This window comes from Synechococcus sp. BDU 130192, assembly GCF_963876085.1.
Classification (GTDB): Bacteria; Cyanobacteriota; Cyanobacteriia; order Cyanobacteriales; family MRBY01; genus MRBY01.
Window position 1 is genome coordinate 82,851 of sequence record NZ_CAWNNO010000003.1, and the last position, 19,372, is coordinate 102,222.

A 19,372-nucleotide genomic window follows, 5' to 3' on the forward strand; every position below is an offset into this window, starting at 1 on the left:
GCTACACTCACTGATTTTTATTGGTACAGGTCAGTCGGCGACCACATATTTTTAAACTTTTGGCGATCGCAGAACATTAAAGCACCTGTTTTACCAGGAAGATCAACATTCTTTTGGAACTCAAAACCACACTTTTTAAAAATGTGGATCATCTTGGCATTACGGGCATCTGGTTCTGTCACCGTTTTTGTGGTCGGAGTATGTTGAAACTGAAACATTGTCATTGCCCGTAGGAAAGGTAAAGCTAAACCTTTACCAAGAAAATATGGTTCACCAATTAATAAATGAATACCTTGATCTGCTCTCTCTGCTGGATAATATTTACCAAGGATGTCATCAATTACCCAGTAACATTCCCAATAACTCATTGGTTTATTATCTATACAACCAATGTAAGCAGTTTGATGAGAATCTGCTAGAACTTTCTTTAGGTAAGCTTCAATTTTTTCAATAGGCCAGGCCATTTGCCAAAAGGGAATAACATGCTGGTGATTCATCCAGCGGTGGATACGCTCCAAGTCCTTTTCTAACGTCATCGGATGAAAAGAAAGGTATGCTGAAACAGTTTTGTCATAGACTTTATAAACAGGCTGAATTTGAGTCTCTAAACTAGGCATAAACTTCCTCCTTTACACTTGCTTTCAAGAGATATAAAGGATTTTGGATGTTGATGTAAACTGATTGATTTGCTACAGAACCAACTAGTTCATCCATGTTGTTAAAGCGCGTTAAAAGATTAGCTTTAGTAAGGAAGGTTTTTCCTTGCAAATTATCAAGAAGCTGAGAACCTGCTAAATCAAAATTAGCAAATTCAGCGATGACATTATTCAGTTTTTGAAGGAGAAGATTTTCGTCAACGAGTTCAGCAACACCTAAAGCATTAACGATGCCAAAGACATTGTTAATAAAGACGTAATAAACAAGTCGTTCATCAATTACCTCATCAGGGCAAAAAGTTTCACTTTTTTGACTAATTCCTTCAAGGATGCCATCTAATTTATCTGTAAAAGATTCGCGGTAATAGTAACCTTGGTTGTCGCGGTAATAGAAATACTTAGGATAGCCATTCTTAAGCTCTAAAATACTGTTTTGTTGGTGCGCTTCTAGGGCAATGCCATAGGTGAAGTACATCCATAATATTGGTCTCACTGACAGGGCTAGGTACTGCTTAAACCAATCAACGCTGACTGCTTCCGTAGAGCGATTTTCCTGGTTAGCTAAGGTACGAATAATATTTGCAAGGCGAGAACTGCTGCCATCAATCGCATCCTGACAAAGACCAATTAAGCAACTGGCATCGGTATTAGCATTAGTGGAATAATTATCTACTTGTTTCGCTTTGGTTTGAAAGGGATTAGCCCGTAAAATTGTGGCAAAACCTGATTCTTTGCCATCCAGAGGAATCGTGATATAAGCCGGATCACGAATCACTTCAAAATGAGGGAAATGGGCGCGTAAATCTTCACCGATGGTGCTAGAAAAGATTTTATTCACTTCTAAGCCTCGCTCCAATTCTTTAAAGAGGTTTGCCCGCACTGAATTAGTGATTTTAATATTAAGAGAAAGTTTCACCATAAAGCGGGCATCTTCGTTGTAGACAGTCCGCACGGAGGATGTAGGTTTAAATTTACGACCTTGCTGTCCCAAATCTTCCAGCAAACCCTGACTAATGAAATCCTGAACTTTCTCAGAGTGCAGTAACCAGCGACCTTGCCAAGGATGAACAGGCACTAACGCATATTCGTCGTCGCCACAGTAAGCGGCTTTAAAGTCTTCGGGAACAGTCTCATCATTGCGTAATTCTGTTTTGATTAGCTCGGTGGCGCTGGCTTCTAAGGTAGAGCCTTCAACGACGATGGATTTGTGGGCGCGGAAATAATGGAGGGCAAATTTCCCTTCTGTTTCTGGAGAATAATCATTCATCTCCTCAGGTAAAAACCCTTGTCTACTTTTTGGCGTGGGATGCAAGTGATGTCCTAGGATTAAGGATTGCTCTGTTTCACCGAAGTTGCGTTTGAAGTTGTATAGTTCAGAGACATTGGGCTGTCTGGCTTCGACAAATTGCTGAATGTTGTTGCAGCTTTGGATCATCCTTTCAATTAGCTCGTCATAGGGTTCTGCTGATCCCGTGTTGAGGCTAAGTTCCTTGAGGAGTAGGGTACTCAGGGTTAAATAATCTAGTTCGAGCAGCTGGTCGCGGGCGGCGCATTTATAGAAGAGCGGAAAGGTAAAGAGGTGGCGATCGCTGGGAGACCAGTATTTTACACCTACCAGAATCTCGATATTTTGCTGAGGGAGGGGACAAATAATCGCGGATTTTGCATCAGTGCGCTCTTTCACTTGGAAGGTGAGGGGATCCTCGGTGGCGAGGGAGTTAAAATTCCCTGTTTCACGTAAATAACAGTTTAAAAAGCTCTGAATTGTTGCTGCTTCGGCAATTTGTCTACTATTCATTTTTTTTGATAGTCTTGCTCTAATTTTTGACCTAATACTTTGATTTCTGCCAGTAGGGACTGGAGATGTTCAACTTGAGTTAGGGGATTTAGGAGGGTGAATTTTAACTGGGTTTTTTGGTGGACTTGGGTTTGGGCAATGACGGCTTTTCCCATCAGCATGAGCTGCTTTGGAATTTGCTGATTAATTGCTTCTAAGTTCACTGCGTTTGGGCGATCGCCAACATACCGGAACACCACGGCATTAATGGCAGGATTTTTGGTAACCAACTCAAAATGGCGATCGCCGTCAATCAATTTCGCGGTAGACTGGGCGAGGTCGATGGTGGTGTTAACCATTGCGTCAAAGGCCTCGACCCCAAGCACTTGCAGGGATAGCCATAATTTCAACGCATCAAATCGCCGCGTCGTTTGAATCGATTTCGTCACCAGATCGGGAATGCCTTGCGCTTCATTAATTTCCGGATTGAGATAATCTGCATTGAGCCGAATTAAGCTGAAATTTGCCCGATTTTTCAGCAAAAACGCACCACAACTAATGGGCTGATAAAACAGTTTATGGAAATCAACGGTGATCGAATCCGCTTGCTCGATGCCCGATAATTTGTGGGCGTGCTGCGTACTCAGTTGTAAAGCGCCGCCAAATGCCGCATCAACATGGAACCAAATGCCTTGCGATTGAGCAATTTGGGCAACTTCTGCGAGGGGGTCAATACTGCCAAAATCAGTAGTACCAGCCGTGCCGACAATCAAGATTGGTCGTAAACCTTGGTCTTGCAGCGCCGTTAACTTTCCTTTTAGAGCCGCCGTCTCCATGCAAAAATTTGCATCGACAGACACTGGAATAACAGCATTTTCTCCCAAACCCAATAACGCTGCTCCCTGACGCACGGTGAAATGCGCTACTTCCGAACATAAAATTCGAAATGTGGCAGCCTCTGGCGGCAAACCCTGTTTTTGGATCTGCCAATTTAAATGGGTTTTAGCATAATTATCCCGAGCCAACAGCAGGCCCATCAAATTAGACTGTGTTCCACCACTGGTAAAAATCCCGTCTGCGTTACTGCCATAACCGAAGGTTTGACAGAGCCAGTTTGTCAGGTTCTGCTCAAGAATTGTGGCACAGGGACTTTGATCCCATGAATCCATCGACTGATTCGTCGCGCCAATGATCAATTCAGCGGCGATCGCCGGAATGAGAGGCGGACAATGGAGGTGGGCAATGCAAGTAGGATTTGTTACCGAAATCGTATGGGCCAGCACTTGTGCGAGCTGAGTTTGCAGCTGGGAGTAATGTTTTGGTGTGAAATCGAGGTAATTATTTTTGTGAAAATTCTCTAACAATTTTTGGGGTGATGCCCCTGAATAGGGTTGCTTACTTTGAGAAATATTCTGAATAAGCAGCTCTTGTGTAAAAGCAATTATCTCAGAATAGTAGTCAATACTTTCTGATTGATGGGTCAGAAAATATTGTTCAAGACGATGGGTCGCTTGGGAAAGTGCCATATCAAGTTTGCAAAATAACCGGACTGTAAGAACACTGGCAAAAAACTAGCCTAGTTTTTGCATCGCAGCTTGGACAGATTGTGCAAAAATGTCGCTAATTGCATCAATTTGAGCTGTTGTAATAATTAAAGGTGGTAAAAAGCGCACCACAGTACCAAAACGTCCACCTAGCTCTAAAATTAGACCCCGTTGCAAACATTCCGCCTGGATCTGTTTCGCCAGTTCAGGGTAGGCCGTTGTGCCAGCATGGGGATTAATAATCTCGACGCCGATCATCAAACCACGACCGCGTATGTCTCCAAGGCAAGGAGATTCCTGCTGAATTTGGCGCAGTTGTCCCAACAGGTGCGCCCCTAAAATTCCTGCTTGATCGGCCAGCTCGTTCTTTATAATGAACTTGAGCGTGGCGGTACCTGCTGCCATGGCTAACTGATTACCCCGGAACGTGCCTGCATGGGCTCCTGGTTTCCATAAATCAAGGGCTTCATTGTACAAAACCACTGACAAAGGCAAAGAACCACCAATCGCCTTTGAAAGTAGCACGACATCCGGGGTTATACCTGCATGGTCAAAAGCGTAAAGCTTCCCGGTGCGGCCCCAACCTGTTTGAATTTCATCCACAATTAAAGGAATGCCCCGTTCACTGGTAATCCGTGCCATCTCCCGTAGCCAAGGATCCGGCGCTGGAATCACGCCCCCTTCTCCCTGAACAACTTCGAGAATCATCCCAGCTGGCGGCACAATGCCACTTTCTGGATCATCTAAAAGATGTTCGATGTATTTGGCACTCATGCGCTGGCTGTCTTCTCCTCCTAGGCCAAAAGGACAACGGTAGGCGTAGGGATAGGGCAAGAAATGGACGTCTGCCATCAGTCCGGCGATCGCCTGCTTCGGGGCAAGATTACCCGTGAGGCTCAAAGCCCCATGACTCATACCGTGGTAACCTCCCGAAAAAGACAAAATACTACGGCGTCCGGTGGCTGTTTTGACCAATTTCAACGCCGCTTCGACCGCATCAGCCCCCGTCGGGCCACAAAATTGAATCTTGGCACGCCTCGCAAAATTTGGCGGTAAACTCGCAAATAATTCTTCTACAAACCGATCCTTAATTGGTGTTGTGAGATCCAGAGTGTGTAAGGGATAGCGACCTGTCAACGTTTGTTGCATCGCTTCTAGCACAACTGGATGATTGTGCCCAAGGGCCAAAGTTCCTGCTCCTGCCAGGCAATCAAAATATTCATTGCCATCGACATCTTTGAGGAAAATGCCCTGGGCTTCTTGGATTGCTAACTGAATGCGCCGAGGATAGCTGCGTGCATTAGATTCCCTGGCTCCTTGGCGTTCTAAGAAAGCTTGGGATGAGGGTCCCGGTAGCGATCGCCATTGACCGGAGCCAGCAGATCCAGACCCTGGCCTCGGCTTTATCTCATTTCGATAGAGCTGCTGCATAATGACACCCTTTTGAGTAAATTGATTTTATTGAGAAAGACTCTCTAAAGTAGAAGTGGTAACACCATATTCTTTTTAAGAAAGCTTGTCAATAAATTTGATTGTGTCACTGTCAGGCGTCACTACTAAATTCTCTCCTAGGCATCTTGCAATTTAAGCAATTTTATTGATCTAAGATTCTGGGCTTTTATCTAAAGTTGACCGATCAAAACATGGTGTTTTGGGAAATGCGAGTTGGTTAACCTATCTCAGAAATAGTCAACTCAGCGTAAAAAATGTTTACGATCAGAGTAAAGTTCAATTGTTGAGACCGACGATTATAGATTCCATGTTAAATTTCGACCGTGATACCCGCCGCCAGTCCCTAAATCTTGTGGCGATCGCCGCGGCCTTTGTGACTAATATCTTGGCAAATATTAAGCCCCTGGACGGTTTAACCATTGCTGAGATTTCTGACCAATACTTTGCCGCAGTGCCCATTGTGCCTGCCGGTTATGCCTTTTCTATTTGGGGCTTGATCTATCTCGGTTTGATTTCCCTGGCTATTTACCAAGCTTTACCCAGTCAGAAACAAAAACCCCACGCCCGCAAATTGGGTTATGCCCTCGCTTGGAGTAGTGTGGCGCAGATTTTGTGGGTTATTGCCTTTCAATACCAGCGCTTTGTCTTGTCTTTGGGGTTAATTGCCCTCGTGTTGTTGCCCTTGGTCTTGCTCTATCAACGGTTCGCGAGTGGGCCAAAGCCATTGCCCAAAAAAGTGAAGTGGTTTATGCAAATGCCGGTCTCGCTTTATTGTGCTTGGATTACGGTGGCGACGATCGTAAATGGGGCCTGTGTTCTGGATTTCCTGGGTTGGCAGGGCTGGGGCTTAGGGGCAGCCTTCTGGACAGTTAGTTTGTTGATTGTGGGGATTCTCTTGGCGATCGCCGTGACAATGAAACATCGAGATGTCGTCTATGGCGGTGTGTTTGTCTGGGCTTGGGTGGCGATCGCTGTCAAAAATTGGAGTCAGGGAATTATTCCCCTAGTGGCGATCGCTGCTGCCCTCGGTTTAGCCGGTTTATGTGGTGTGATTCTTTGGTTTCCCCAGCGCCTCTCGATTTATCCTACGTCGCAAAAATGAAAGTAACTAATTTTCAGGTTTTCTAATCTCCCGTAAGCATCATGGCGTTGGCGATCGCCTGGGGGGAATTAAGGTCACGGGTGTTTATCAAAGAGTATATACCATACTCTTTATCTTTAAAGCTTAACTAAGCGTTTGTGACTCAGTATTGTTCTTTTATTATTTGGTTTATTGTTAATGGTTAGTTTGAGTCTTGGGTAAGCGTTGCTAATGCTTGCTTGGCGATAGTTTCTGCTCTCTGAGATGTCACTTTTTGGTAGCGTAAGGTTGTCTGAATATTTTCATGGCCCATCAAGGCTCTCAGGGTTTCAATACCCATCAACCCAACCCGCTCGGTGGCAAAGGTGTGGCGCAAATCATGGAACCGGAGGCCCTGGAGTTGGGGTTCTTGTTGGGTCATGGTGCGCCAATCGCTGTAGGCGGTGCGATAACTGAGGCGACTAATGGCTTTTGTTAAGGGTTGTTGGGCGGTAAACAGGGCTGGATGCTCTGGATGGCGATAGTACTTTAAATAAATCCCTAGGCTTTCATCGACATCTGGACTGTAAAAACACCAGCGCTGTTTGTTGCCTTTCCCAATCACCTGGAAGCGACGTTCTTGTAAATCCACTTGGTCATAGTCCAGGGACAATAATTCGGCAATGCGGGCCCCGGTGCGGTGGAGTAAGCGCACGAGGCAATGGAGACGGGGCTGCTGGGCGCTGGCTTGGTAGAGAATGTGAAGTTGCTCTGGGGTCAGGTAACGGATCGTCTGGTCGCTGTGGTGTTCACCTTTGTTTGGATTAGGTTTGCGTTGGGGCAGGCGGGCCAGGGGATTGGTGACTAAATACTGCTGTTCAACAGCAAAGTTCAGTAGGGATTGGAGAATCGCTTGGTGGCGACGGTGGGTGGTGTAGCTGAGGTGTTCTAACTGTTGGAGGTAATCCTGTAGGGTTTTGCGGTCGAGGTGGGTAATGGGCCAAGCACCATAGTTTGCTAGGAGGGGAAGCAGGGCTGTTGTGTAGGAACGCACCGTGCTGGGGGCAAGACCGGGTCGTTCTAAAAACTCTGTGGCGACGGTGGCAAGGGTGGGCATTATCTCTGGTCTTAAAGCTAAACTCTATGGTAGAAAAATAAAGTAGGTTAAAAGTAGCACATTAAAGATATTTAGATAAATGTTAGCTGGTATAAAAAAGTAAAGAAATTATGGATAAACTAGAAGCGCTAATAACACCGCAATCTGACGAGTCTTTGGGAGATTATGTTCAGCGTCAACGGCGGCGGTTAGGGCTCACCCAACGGGAAGTGGCCCTCAAGGCGGAGATCCATCCCCAGAGCTATGGGAAGGTGGAACGGGGTCAGACGACGCAACTCAATCAGTGCACAAAGCAAGGGCTAGCCTATGCACTCCAGGTGCCGGAGGAATATTTAGAGGCTTTAAGTCGCGGCATCGCGGTGGCGGTGGAGAAGCAACGGGCGTTGCGGTTTTGTCCCCAATGTTGGACGCCAGGGTCAGCGCCGGATCCATTATGGTTGGTCTTACGGGCGCAATATTGTTTTGCTTGTGGGACGAAGTTGCAGAGTCGTTGTCGGGGTTGCCAACAGCCAATCACTTCTTTAAAACATCGTTTTTGTCCCTATTGTGGTAAGTCTTATAAAAGTTCAGTCAATCGCCCTGCTTCCCAGGCGTGACCAGGGATGGGTTATGCTTCGTCGCGGTAGTAGGCAACTTTTTGCTCTAGGCGGGCGATCGCCTCTGTGAGGAAAGGATAAACTTCACATTCATCGGTATTGTCGTTCTGAAACATGAGTTCACCAACAAAATGCTCTGGATAAAACTCTCTAGTTTGCGCAACTTTGTCAGAAAGAATATCAATGTTTTGGGTTATACATTTGATAGAGTGCCTCAAGATCTTGTTTAAAAAGATCACTGATAGATTGAGGGGCAATAATCTTACAATCTTTCCCATAAGGTAAGATTTCCCGAAAAAACCAAAATGTACTAGTTACCTGGCGGATGACTTGACGTGTTTTAGGGAGCTCTGGATGCCAATCATTATGGACATCGGCACTTTTCCCTTGATAAGCAAAAGCCAATCCTCGATACAAGTGTAGTTCTATAGAAATGCTATCGAGGTGTGATCGCCATTTTTCATTGAGGGGACTGACGGCAGCATCCTGAATCCGGTCTAAACGCAAACTCCAGTTGTGTTGCAGTTCAGGTAAATCAAGATTTCCTTCCGTTTCCGTTGCCCAACAGTCAAGGTATTGGCGTTTTTCGTGGGTAACGATTTGAGCGTGATGAATGGAAAAAGTAAATTCTCTGTCCTGTGCATCTCGATAGGAAAGCTGAAAAGGCTGTTGCCGATAAATAAAATTGTCAATGCGCTGTCGCCATGTTGGTAGAGGCTGTTGTAAGAATTTTTCGATTTCTCGTTTTAAGGCAATGTCTTTGAGTTCACCTCGTTCGCTTAAGATCTGGGCAAGGGCGATCGCCTCATCTATCTGCCCCTGATCAATTAAAAAAGTCCGGATGCGCTCCAAGACATTAATTCGCTCTAATTGCCAATCGTTATTCGGAGCGATTTTAAGCTCCCGTTTGGCAATCAGTTTGATGAGCTTAGAGATATTCGGGCGATCGCCCCACTCACAGCCAAACTCTAGGGCCAACTCCTCAAGCTGAGCTTTTTCCAACTCCCTTAGCGATAACGTAACTGACTGGCCTCTTCGACTCATACCAAAAGTGTCCGTGTACTTTGTCCTTACACTGTGATCTAATTCCAATTTTGTCAGTTATGATTGATATCAACAAGGATTTACGGACACTTTCGAGTGATATCTCTCTACCGCTACTTTGAAGCTCATGTTTATTAGTTCTCAGCGATTACGGGCCTTGAAAATTTTAGTAAGTGCAGTCTCCTGCTCACAGTTGCTTGAGAGAAGTGCCAAAAATTCACTAATTATTAGCTTAAAATCTAATTCTGAGATTAAGGTTATAGCTGAATCAATCGCAAAAAACTTTAGCAATTCTCAACTGATACGGCAATTAAATATATCGCCTTCAAATAACAATGTTGATTTTCTATGGAATTTACATATTAAAGCAAACAAAATCTATTTTCAGAATCAGGAAATTGGATCTTTAAAAATTCTCTTTAAATCGACATTACCGGGAGAATTGCAAGCTCGGTTATCCACTGAAAGCATTATTGAGCGTTACTTAGAGTATTTACAAAAAGTCTATAAAATTGCGGTCTTAAATGAGAGCGATCGCCATGTAGAGATATTTATTCCTAATCAAAGCATTCCCGACTTTACAGAGCTATGGAAAAAGTTTTTACAGGAAGTCACTTTTTCAGAGTATGGCTTACCTCGATATGAATTATCGGGCTTAATGCAGACATTTGTCGCAATTTTAAAGTCTGTCACACTTTCCGGTCGGGGTTTTAGTGCCTTAGAAATTCCGGTGATTAATCAATCACAAGCGAATATGCTTGCTGCTTGGTATTTTGCAGTATGGCGAGATGCAAAGCAAAGACAAAGTGATCGCCAAAATAAAATTGATATCCTGTATAAAGAATTAGAGACTCAAGAACTTTCTGAAAAGGATCAAAAATCAAAGACAAAAGAAATCGCTGATAAAGAGGCTATGCAAGCTAAAGAAGCAGCGAAATATCAAGAGCTATTCTCCAAGTCTTTTCAAAAAATGCTTGAAGAACAAAAAAATCTAAATCAAGATTTAAAAAGCATTGAAAGTCAGTTGCAGCAAGATAATCTTGCAAAAAAAGACAGGAATAAGCTTGTAAAGCAAAAAGAAAAAGTCATTGAAAAACTTATTTTTTCAGAGGATTTTGTAAACCAAAAACAGCTACTTCTAGAGGAAAGTGGAGGAGATCCATTTATCTTTATAAAAGAGGATCTAAAGAAATCTCCTGAAAGCTTTCGTCAAATCAAAGCTATTGCGAAAGGCTTTACTAAAACGGCAACTGATCAAATTAATGGAACACGGGGAGATATTTTTGCTAAGTGTCTTATTGAAATGTATCGATTGCTAGAACTGAAAGAAGATCAGTTTGACCAATTACCTGCGCCAGTCCTGACGGAAGAGATCGTCACACCAAGATCGCGATCGCCGGGAGATGATCACAAAGAGTTTTGTTATTCCTGTGGGATAGATCTTGATCCTAAAACTGCAAAATGGCAAGTCCTGCGATTTATGTTTGAGCGACCATCTCAGCGTCGGCAATCGGCATCAGGTGAAGGCAGACCCCATATCTGTGATTCTTGTGCATTATTAGCATTTGCCTCTCCCTTAAAGGTGACTGATGAGAGCATTATTTTAAAACTCGAAGCAGCAGATAACCAGATCTCAACTCAACTCAAACTGAAAGATTATCTGAGGATGTTGACCTGTAAAGAAATGAATCTCAACGCAGGTAAATATATTGTTCTCACTTCTGACAAAACATCAAAAGGTGATGCCGCCTCCTCAAAATTAGGGCAAGTGCAATATGCGATCGCCAAAGTTGCTTCATTATTTAGCGTGGAGGTATTACAAGACTTTAAGTTTTCTTTAATCACCCAAGCAAGTGAGCCGATTATTTTATCTAACCGCCATCTTATTTTCGTTAAAGGAATCATGGCAGGCTATGGACAAAGCATTATTGAGAGCGGAAAAGAAATCAATCTAAAGCTAGGAGATGCTATCCGCCATATACAAAAAGACATGCCCTATTTAGCAGAATATTCAATAACTAAAAATGTTACTTACTCCGATTGTTTTGAATTAGAAAAAGTACGTCAACTTTACTGGCAAACTATCCAACATGATTTAGGAAATAACATGACCTCTAATAAGCGACTAGCTAAACGAGCGCGTCTTTATAAAGATGTTGCTGCCTTAACGGGTTTAACGGCTGCCTTTGTTGGCTCTATGGAAAGTTCTCTAAAGTCTAAAGAAAAAGAGGAAGACTATCGTAGAGAGATGAGTAAATTAATTGAAAAAGTTGATGATCCCAACTTTTTTGGTTATTACGCAACCTTAGGAGTTGAGACAATTGTTCAGGCTCGACTTTGGAAGAATCCTGATAACTATTTTATTTATCAGCAAACTCAAGAGCTTTTACAAACGCTTGGTCAATCAAACCGAGAACAAGAGAAAGAAGGAAAAACTTGGTTACAACTTTATATTGATGATGTCACCAATGCCTATGCTCATTTTGCAGACAGTGATAACTATTCTCAAGAGAAAGATTGGAAAGAATTAACCTATCAATTGAAACTTTCTCTTTATACTCGTTTCCCCGAACTTGTCCGTAAATCTAAAAATTCTGGAGATAATTAAAAATGGCTACTGGATTACCCCAAATCAATAATAATACTCGTCTTCACTTTGATATCTATGCCATTCTTGAAGGCTCTCAAGAGCTTTATTTAGGGCATGAAGTACAAGTCAACGTCAACATGGTAGAGGTTGTTAAACTTAGCACTCGTGATGGTCAATCTTTAGAAAAATGCTATATCTCGCCAACTAAAAGACGGGGTGTTGAACGACGTTGTTTGATTTGGGCGCCCCATAAAGATGGCACTCTGTTAGGCGATAAGCTGAAATGCGGAATTCCTGCTACCTGTGCAGAAATTGAATGCCCAATTTGCTCTGTATTTGGTGGTTTAGAAGCTGGCAAGAAAACATTGATCGGTCGCGTAAGCCACGGTGGCGGTGTCGCGATTCAAAACATTGATCCAGAAGAGAAGCAGCGGGCAATGCACCCATCCCGTATGGCAAGCCCAAAAAGTGGCAAGGATGAAACACCCATTCCTTTTAAGCGGCAATACAATCAGCCCGGTATTCTATACCCTGTTTCTAACCACGGCTTAAGCATTACGGATCAAGATTTTGCCGCTGTTGCCTATGCCTTTCTTGATGCTCTCCCACGCATTGGCTCCGGTAATCCTAAAGGGGTGGCGATCGCCGAAAACCCAGATACACATCAACCTTTATTAGTGGTAGATCGTTACCTTGTTCCACGAGGAAAAAGACCTGTAATCTCTCCTTCTGTGACCGATCCAGAGATTGCCGTAAATGATTTTATTCGTCTGTCACAAATTCCAGAGCATGAAAGCGAAAATCATGTTGAACTCAATCACTTTGAACGATGGATCGGAGACACCGCCCTAGCAAAATTACAAGATTATTCCAGTACGTTCGTTGATAATGTTCTCCAGAAATAAGCCATGTATTGCCTCCAACTCACCATAAAACCTACGGCGGCAATGACGTTTAGGATGATCCCCGGTTCGATCTTAAACATTGCAACCTACCCCTTTGTTCCTCCCACAAGTTTGTCTGGTTTTCTACGGCGACTGACCATGATGAAAGCTGGCTTAGATATTCCTGAGACAAAGGTTAATAAAGAAAAACCACCAACCTATTTACTACCACCGGATTACATCACCTTAGGTGCATATCCGGATCTAAGTGAATGGACTGGCATTCATCGCACCTATCGTAAAGGGATGCAAGAGTTTAACCATGATGACTTTTCTAAGTTAGTTATCAAAGGTAAAGGTAAAAATTTTCAACTCCATACTTGGGAATATTTCTTTACAGAACAGTTAAGCGGCTTTGTTATCTCACAATCTGCAAAAAAATTAGAGGCTTTACGCGCTGTAGAAGGTTTTGGTTGCTATATCGGGAAAGAAGGTTATGCCTATGTCGAAAAGGCTTCTGAAGTCATTGAGATGATCGAAGAAGAATGTGTAGCAACTCCTTCTACTGTGGTTCCTGCGGATGATTTGATTCAAAATTCTCAATGGTATGGAGGCTGCGATATTTACAATCTTTACCATTATCGATGGCAAAAGGAAGCCTATGCACAACTTGAAGAAACAGGTGTTTGGGGAGAAGAACCCACAGCGGTTGATGGCTTTATTCCTTTTACAGGAGCCTACTATTCTGATTCAGCTAATCATCCCATACTAAATTACTGGACTGATCAGGAAAATATTTTTATCCCTAGCTCATTAGTTAGCCTATTAAGTAGAAATGATCCAAGCTAAAAAGAGACAATTTATTTTCGGAAGAGTTTTTTTTCCTGATGGAAAAAACAAAATTCCTAAGAATTTACTGTTCCAGCCATTAGGTAATCACGTGGCAAATGTCACTAAACTGGTTAGTTTATGGAATTGGCAATCACCAGAGTTTGTAAATATAGCAGATCTTGATGCAGCTAAGAAAAGAACTTTGAGAGCCGCTAAAATTCATGACATGGGTAAACCTCAAAAGTTCAAATTCAAAGTAGAGGTTAAAAACAATAAACCCAAATTAATTTATTCATTTAGTGGTCATCGCTTTCTAGCAGAGGACAAGCATGAGCCTTGGGCAGAATACCTTGCAAAAGGACATCATGATTTCTCTATCCATGATATTGCAAGGGATAGCTATAAATTAAAAACATTAGCTCAGTCTAATAATTTATTGGGTAAAGCGAGCCAGTATCGAGAAATCCTAGAAGCTGATCCCCTTGCTTATGCTAGAGAACTATACATTTTAGAAATGTGCGATCAGATAGAAGCAGAGATTGCTTGTCGTTTTTATGATGATGACGAGCAGGCAGAAAGCCGAGCTTTTATGGATTTCAATATTGTCCAAGATCCTCAAAATAATTATAAGTTTTCTCTAGAGCCTTGGGTATTTGGTGATGATGTTTCTGAAATATCATTACCACTCACCACATGGTCGATGCCTTTCCCTAAAGATTTAAAGCAGGAGATGGAAAGCTATCAAGGCGATCGCCTAAAAGATAAAGAGACGGATTGGGCAAAACGACTTAACAAGGCAGTGAAAGACTGGTGGAACAATAATTGTGATATTAATTCAACAAGAAATAATAAGCATATTATTATCCTGAAACGGCTAGTCAATGAAAAATTAGGAGCTATAGACTGTAATACTTTATACCTGAAAATTCCAGAAGATAAGAGTTTTACTTCTAATGAAATGCAACAGGCAGTAATGGATAACATTATCGGAGAGGATAAATATCCCGCACTACTGCTCAAAGCTCCTACTGGCTCCGGTAAAACAGAGGCAATATTATTTCCTGCATTAGCCAATCGCAACCGTTTATTTTTGGTTTTGCCGACGAGAAGTTTAATTGAAGATCAATCAGAACGGATTGATAAATATCTAACTCGATTTTCTGCTCTAGAAGAGAATCAAAATCGCCAATTTTCTTTAGTCATTGATACAGGCTCGGTAATGACAAGAAAATTATATGGAAATGGTGAAAATTTTAAACCCAAAAATAACCCTCGTCGCCATTTATATAAAGGCGATGTAATTCTAACTACCCTAGATAAATTTATTTATCGCTATTTCGCCTTTGGGGATAAACAAAAATCATTTATTTTTCCCCATCGCATCCAGCAGCAAAAAACTTTGATTTGCTTTGATGAAGCCCATAGCTATGAAAATATTGCCTTTACCAACTTCCAAAGTTTGGTGAAGTCACTTTATGAACAAGGTCGATCACTTGTTTTAATGACGGCAACTATGCCGGAAAAACTCATAAAAACTTTTGATTATTTAGAGCCTCTAGATTTTTCTGATTTTGTTGAACCTAAATTGAGGAGCTTTGATTATTTGGATAAAATTTCTATTGGAGAAGAACAAGAAGATGGCAGTTTCGATTCTAGTAATTTTCAAGAACAAGTAACGGCGATCGCCCTTGAAGAAATTAAAGCAAAACCTCAACGCAGAATATTGCTAATTGTAGAGACCGTTAAGGATGCAGTGGGTGTATATCTAAAACTTAAGGAGAAACTAAATCCAGATAACTTATTTCTCTACCATGGTCGAATTGCAGATCAGCTTAGACCAGATATTTATCAACAAATCAAACAACGAGATGACAATGGGCAACCTTACATTTTGGTAACGACTAGAGCCATTGAAGTTGGCTGTGATCTCAATGCAGAAACTTTGATTACTCAAATTTGTCCCCCAGAGAATTTAATTCAACGAGTAGGTCGTTGTAATCGTCGTGGTAATGTCCAAGATGCAAAAGTAATTGTAGTGGGCGATCGCATTCCTGATTTTCTCAATACTTTAGATACAGAAGCTTGGAATAACTATCGATCAGTTCTTTCTCAATTAAATGAATTTGATGCAGAAGCAGTTGGAGATTGCATTTTTTCTCAGCAACAAGTTGATGATTATCGAGTATTAGAGACTTTCTCCATGCTCCATGATTATGTCTATGGTAGTGATTTAACTTGTCAGGGAACTCACGAAAAAGGGGTAATTCCAACCCGTAGCTGGCAGCCTTCCGTAACTTTACAATTTATCGGTAAAGATCACTCTAGTGAAGTTGATATTACTGATGAAAAACCACATTCTATAACAGTTCCTATTGAAAGACTTTGTGGTGGGAGTGAGTATGCCCATGTGAATGTTCAGGAACAATTTTATGACAAAGATCAAACTAAATGGAGTAAACGAAGTTTACGATGGGGCAGTGCTTATAACAAAAATATTCTGGTGACAATAAGAAACGAAGATCAAATAGGCTTATGCTTTGCTCATGCATTAGAAAATTATCAATATGATTCAGAGTTGGGATTTGTAGATTTGCCTAAAGTCTTCATAAAGATTGCCTCTAAAGGCACAGAGGAGAAACTTCTTCATATTTGTGAAAAGAATGGAGAAAAACATAAATCAATCATTTCTTACATCAAAGAAAATATAAACTAATTATAGTTTTCTAGAAAAATGCCCTACAGTTTAGTTATTAATTTTGTCCCGCGATCGCCACTGCTAAAAACCCATCTTAATGGTCGTAATCTTCACGCTCTATTTCTTGACCTGGTTAGTTCCGTTGATAAAGACCTGGGGACACAACTGCACCAACAACAGAGTGAAAAAGCCTTTACCCTCAGTCCAGTGCAGATCAAGCTCAATCGTAAGCTAATGCAATGGAGCTATCATCGGGCGATCGCCGCCGGGACTCCCTGTTGGTGGCGCATTACCTTACTGGATGACAGCCTATTTGGAAAACTAGCTCATCTCTGGCTAAATATAAACCGCACGGAACCTTGGCAGCTAGGGTCTGCCCAGCTTGATATTGTCAGTATTCTTTCCAATCCCCAGTCACAACAGCCATGGGCAAACTTTATTTCTTACACCAGACTCTATGAACAAGCCCTTGATGGCACAGATAGCCAAACTTCACAACAGGCAAGAAAAATAAATTTTAGATTCTGTACACCTACAGCATTCAGAAAAACACAATACGATGTTTCTCTACCAGATCGAGACTTGATTTTTCGGAGTTTACTTAAGCGATGGAATCAATATAGTGAAATTCCTTTTGAATTTACAGAGACTATTTTCGAGCCTATTTATCCTAGTTTCTTTGATATTAGAACTAAAATGGTCAGCGATAAACGGAGTAAATTTATTGGCTGTGTTGGTGAAATGAGTTTCAGTATTTTAGGAGATGTAAATGCCCAAATTATCAAGCAAATTAATACCTTAGCTGACTTTTCTTTTTATGCAGGTATAGGACGAAAAACGCCGATGGGTATGGGACAAGTTTCTAGATATTAAAGGTTTAAAATGGACGATTATCTACCTCTCGCCTATCTAAATGCATGGGAATATTGCCCAAGACGTTTTTACTTTGAATATGTACTTGGGGAGATGGAAATTAATGACCATATTATTCGGGGAAACCATCTTCATCGGAATATTGATCAAGCTGGGACATCAATTGAAGGAGATACCCGCATTCATAGGCAGCAATGGGTTTGGAACGATCGCCTAAAAATTAAAGGCATTATCGATGCGGTAGAAGAGACTGATGGCTTACTGATTCCCCTCGAATATAAAAAAGGAAAAATGGGGAAACACCTCAATGATCATTTCCAACTTTGCGCCGCAGCCCTATGCCTAGAGGAATGCACCAAACAAGAAATTCCCTACGGTGAAATTTTCTATTACGGCAATCGACGGCGACAACAGGTTGAATTTACCCAAACTCTCCGAAACTTGACCGAGCAAGCGATTATGGCAGCCCATCTTGCTAGTAATCGCCCCATGCCATTACCGATCACTAATCAGAAAAAATGTACTGACTGTAGCCTGAAACGACTATGTTTACCCAAAGAAATTAAAAAACTCGTTAAATCTAATTAACTATGTCAACTCTATACCTAACTCAGCCAGATGCCATTCTGAGCAAACAACAAGAAGCATTCAAGATTGCCCTGAAATCTGAAGATGGCACATGGAAAAAACAATCGATTCCCGCTCAAACCTTGGAAGATATTATTCTTCTGGGTTATCCCAGCATGACAGGGGAAGCCTTTGGATATGCCCTAGAACTTGGTTTACCTGTGCATTATCTCAGTCGCTTTGGTAAATATGTTGGCTCTGCTCTCCCCAATGAATCCCGCAATGGTCAACTGCGTCTTGCTCAATTTCGCGCCCATGAGAATCCCCAACAATGCTTAGATATCGTCAAGGCGATCGCCAAAGGTAAAATCCACAACCAATACAATCTCCTCTACCGACGGGGACAAAAAGAAAATCCCCTCAAAGGTCGCGAAAAACTGGTGCTTCAAAAACAGTCTCTTGATGAAGTGCGGGGTGTTGAAGGCTTAGCCGCGCGGGAATATTTCGCCTGCTGGCAAGATATTTTAGGAGACCAATGGGAATTCACTGGACGTTTTCGTCGTCCCCCCACCGACCCCGTCAATGCTTTACTCAGCTTTGGTTACGGCTTACTCCGCACCCAAGTGACTGCTGCGGCCCACATTGCTGGACTCGATCCCTACATCGGCTTTCTCCATGAAACCACCCGTGGTCAGCCCGCCCTCGTCCTCGACCTTATGGAAGAATTTCGCCCCCTCATCGCCGATAGTGTTGTCCTCACTGTCCTGAAGCAAAAAGAAATTAAACCCAAAGATTTTAATGAAAGTCTTGGTGCTTACCGTCTCAAAGATGATGCTTGTAAGGTCTTTTTATCTGCCTTTGATCATAAACTTTGTTCGGAATTTAAACATCCCATTTTTAACTACAAGTGCAGTTATCGTCGGGCCATTGAGTTACAGGCCAGATTGCTCGCAAGGCACCTACAGGAAGGGATTCCCTACGAACCGTTAATCATTCGATGAACACTCTTTTTTACCTGATCATTTACGACTTACCTTCTACAAAGGCAGGGGATAAGCGCCGCAAGCGTTTGTTTGATTTATTATCGGGTTATGGCACTTGGAAACAATTTAGTGTTTTTGAATGCTTTCTGACGACGAAGCAATTTGCAAAACTACAAACTGCGATAGAAAAACTGATCAAACCGGATGAAGATGCTGTTTGTATTTATATTCTCGATGCCACGGCTGTTAAAAAGGCGATCGCCTACGGTACATCTACGCCAGAAAAGCCGGGTAGCATCATCCTTTAGATTTGACCTAAAATCAAATTGGCAAACCCATAGCGTGACCAAAAATCCTAGGGACTTTGCCAAAACCTCTAGAACCTTGAAAACTCAATACTTTTCAATACTTAAAGGTCAACAATTTATAGAGCGATCATGGGTAAAATTGGATGCATGGAGCGACATCCGCCAAATGAGCTTTGCAAAGCTAGGTATCGTAAGAGTCCTGGCTCGCGGACTTTCCAACCACTAAATCCCGACCACGGGACTGAAACGCATTTTTCGTAATATCGGCCATTAAATTCATAAAGACTTTCCAACCACTAAATCCCGACCACGGGACTGAAACTGACCTAATCGCAGAGCAGGCACTTAAGAAAATTTTCTTTCCAACCACTAAATCCCGACCACGGGACTGAAAC

17 protein-coding genes are annotated in these 19,372 nt (G+C 42.3%); 10 read left to right on the forward strand and 7 right to left on the reverse strand.

Annotation, left to right across the window (positions count from 1 at the left end):
- Nucleotides 1-17: 17 nt before the first annotated feature.
- The 4 genes from AACT35_RS01615 to AACT35_RS01630 are packed head-to-tail and all read right to left on the reverse strand — an operon-like array spanning nt 18 to nt 5,408.
- A complete protein-coding gene (locus AACT35_RS01615; protein ID WP_099238349.1) occupies nt 18-617 on the reverse strand; it encodes a GNAT family N-acetyltransferase in 600 nt (199 codons plus the stop codon).
- Nucleotides 610-2,454 carry an IucA/IucC family protein gene (locus AACT35_RS01620; protein WP_099238351.1) on the reverse strand — a complete coding sequence of 615 codons (1,845 nt, stop codon included), beginning with the start codon at nt 2,452-2,454 and terminating at the stop codon, nt 610-612. Before AACT35_RS01620 ends, AACT35_RS01615 begins: the two co-directional genes overlap by 8 nt.
- Complete coding sequence (locus AACT35_RS01625; protein WP_173867223.1) at nt 2,451-3,959, reverse strand: pyridoxal phosphate-dependent decarboxylase family protein; 1,509 nt, start codon at nt 3,957-3,959, stop codon at nt 2,451-2,453. Before AACT35_RS01625 ends, AACT35_RS01620 begins: the two co-directional genes overlap by 4 nt.
- A 45-nt stretch (nt 3,960-4,004) precedes the next feature.
- Nucleotides 4,005-5,408, reverse strand: a complete 1,404-nt coding sequence (locus AACT35_RS01630; RefSeq protein WP_065711924.1) for an aspartate aminotransferase family protein — start codon at nt 5,406-5,408, stop codon at nt 4,005-4,007.
- A gap of 328 nt (nt 5,409-5,736) precedes the next feature.
- Between AACT35_RS01630 and AACT35_RS01635 the strand changes: the two genes are divergently transcribed.
- The gene (locus AACT35_RS01635) at nt 5,737-6,531 is read left to right on the forward strand and encodes a hypothetical protein (protein ID WP_099238353.1); all 795 of its coding nucleotides are present in this window, start codon (nt 5,737-5,739) and stop codon (nt 6,529-6,531) included.
- 181 nt (nt 6,532-6,712) lie between these two features.
- Here AACT35_RS01635 and AACT35_RS01640 read toward each other — a convergent pair whose 3' ends face one another.
- Nucleotides 6,713-7,606, reverse strand: coding sequence for a tyrosine-type recombinase/integrase (locus tag AACT35_RS01640; RefSeq protein WP_099238355.1), 894 nt, complete (start codon nt 7,604-7,606; stop codon nt 6,713-6,715).
- 110 nt (nt 7,607-7,716) lie between these two features.
- Here AACT35_RS01640 and AACT35_RS01645 point away from each other — a divergent pair, with 110 nt between their 5' ends.
- Nucleotides 7,717-8,202, forward strand: coding sequence for a double zinc ribbon domain-containing protein (locus AACT35_RS01645; protein WP_099238357.1), 486 nt, complete (start codon nt 7,717-7,719; stop codon nt 8,200-8,202).
- A gap of 180 nt (nt 8,203-8,382) precedes the next feature.
- On the opposite strand, the gene AACT35_RS01650 is transcribed toward AACT35_RS01645, so the two are convergent.
- Complete coding sequence (locus tag AACT35_RS01650; RefSeq protein ID WP_099238359.1) at nt 8,383-9,246, reverse strand: WYL domain-containing protein; 864 nt, start codon at nt 9,244-9,246, stop codon at nt 8,383-8,385.
- A 127-nt stretch (nt 9,247-9,373) separates the two neighbouring features.
- On the opposite strand from AACT35_RS01650, the gene AACT35_RS01655 reads away from it, so the two are divergent.
- From AACT35_RS01655 to cas2, 8 genes are all read left to right on the forward strand, one after another.
- Nucleotides 9,374-11,854: a hypothetical protein gene (locus AACT35_RS01655; RefSeq protein WP_099238361.1), complete on the forward strand. Its 2,481-nt coding sequence runs from the start codon at nt 9,374-9,376 to the stop codon at nt 11,852-11,854.
- A 2-nt stretch (nt 11,855-11,856) separates the two neighbouring features.
- Nucleotides 11,857-12,741, forward strand: coding sequence for a hypothetical protein (locus tag AACT35_RS01660; protein WP_062437137.1), 885 nt, complete (start codon nt 11,857-11,859; stop codon nt 12,739-12,741).
- A 138-nt stretch (nt 12,742-12,879) separates the two neighbouring features.
- On the forward strand, nt 12,880-13,569 hold the full coding sequence (locus AACT35_RS01665; RefSeq protein WP_254047968.1) for a hypothetical protein: 690 nt from the start codon (nt 12,880-12,882) through the stop codon (nt 13,567-13,569).
- Nucleotides 13,556-16,264: a CRISPR-associated helicase Cas3' gene (gene cas3 / locus AACT35_RS01670; RefSeq protein ID WP_099238365.1), complete on the forward strand. Its 2,709-nt coding sequence runs from the start codon at nt 13,556-13,558 to the stop codon at nt 16,262-16,264. The genes AACT35_RS01665 and cas3 overlap by 14 nt, the downstream gene beginning before the upstream one ends.
- 18 nt (nt 16,265-16,282) lie before the next feature.
- Nucleotides 16,283-17,119: a CRISPR-associated endoribonuclease Cas6 gene (cas6, locus tag AACT35_RS01675; RefSeq protein WP_099238367.1), complete on the forward strand. Its 837-nt coding sequence runs from the start codon at nt 16,283-16,285 to the stop codon at nt 17,117-17,119.
- Between the two features lie 9 nt (nt 17,120-17,128).
- Nucleotides 17,129-17,707 carry a CRISPR-associated protein Cas4 gene (cas4, locus tag AACT35_RS01680; RefSeq protein ID WP_099238369.1) on the forward strand — a complete coding sequence of 193 codons (579 nt, stop codon included), beginning with the start codon at nt 17,129-17,131 and terminating at the stop codon, nt 17,705-17,707.
- Nucleotides 17,708-17,709: 2 nt separating this feature from the next.
- On the forward strand, nt 17,710-18,687 hold the full coding sequence (gene cas1d, locus AACT35_RS01685) for a type I-D CRISPR-associated endonuclease Cas1d (protein WP_099238371.1): 978 nt from the start codon (nt 17,710-17,712) through the stop codon (nt 18,685-18,687).
- Nucleotides 18,684-18,977, forward strand: coding sequence for a CRISPR-associated endonuclease Cas2 (gene cas2 / locus AACT35_RS01690; protein ID WP_030008328.1), 294 nt, complete (start codon nt 18,684-18,686; stop codon nt 18,975-18,977). Before cas1d ends, cas2 begins: the two co-directional genes overlap by 4 nt.
- A gap of 181 nt (nt 18,978-19,158) precedes the next feature.
- Here cas2 and AACT35_RS01695 read toward each other — a convergent pair.
- On the reverse strand, nt 19,159-19,372 hold a 214-nt coding region (locus tag AACT35_RS01695), incomplete at its 5' end, for a hypothetical protein (protein ID WP_216820516.1).